Here is a 976-nt window from a genome sequence, read left to right as displayed (position 1 = left end):
GATGCTGACGTCGTTGTGACGGCTATTGTCGGAAGCCGTGGCTTGCCGGCTACTTTAGCTGCTATCCATGCAGGTAAAGATATTGGATTRGCAAATAAAGAAACGCTAGTTACAGCTGGTCATATTGTTATGGAAGCTGCAAAGAGACGTAACGTATCTATATTTCCAATCGATAGCGAGCATTCCGCAATCTTTCAATGCTTAAACGGGGAATCCCGGAAGTCTATTCAGCAGATAACATTAACAGCTTCTGGCGGTTCTTTCCGTGATCGAACAAGAGAGCAGCTTGAAGGCGTAACGGTGGCTGAAGCCCTTAATCACCCGAATTGGTCTATGGGAGCAAAAATTACTATCGATTCTGCAACTATGGTCAATAAGGGACTTGAGGTTATTGAAGCTAGATGGCTTTTTGATGTCTCCTATGACCAGATTGATGTCATCATTCATCCGGAGAGCATCATTCACTCCTATGTTGAATTTACTGATAATAGTGTAATTGCCCAGCTTGGGATGCCGGATATGCGTGTTCCTATTCAATATGCTTTATCTTACCCAGAGCGTATAGCAACCCCGACTAAACGTCTTAACTTAGCTGAGATGGGCAAGCYCCATTTCCATGAAATGGATTTCGTGAGATATCCGTGTTTACGTATGGCGTTTGAATGCGGTCGTCAAGGTCAATCAGCGCCTACTGTTTTTAATGCCGCGAATGAAGTAGCTGTTGATCGGTTTCTAAAAGGAGAAATAACGTTTCTTGATATCGAACGGATTTTAGAATCGGTAATCAGTCAGCATAATGCTTCAGATATAAATGATCTGCAAATGATAGAAGAAGTAGACACATGGGCTCGGCGGCTAGCAGAAAAGATGTAATAGCGGTCAAAAACCGGTTCTCTTGTATCGGACGGGAGAATAATGATAATCTATGTACAAGCCGTAACGAACAGGAGGCTGCAACTTAATGCAGATGATACAG

1 protein-coding gene is annotated in these 976 nt (G+C 43.1%); it reads left to right on the top strand.

The genetic code is table 11. The annotated features are described in order from the left end of the window. Positions 1–873, top strand: an 873-nt coding sequence (gene dxr / locus AC1DWN_RS34320) for a 1-deoxy-D-xylulose-5-phosphate reductoisomerase (protein WP_477563278.1), incomplete at its 5' end; no start/stop codon positions are given. Positions 874–976: the final 103 nt, after the last annotated feature.

This window comes from Paenibacillus sp. P4_A7 (assembly GCF_056402455.1).
Note: the sequence above shows the minus strand (reverse complement) of the source record. Positions and strands in the feature narration are given on the sequence as shown.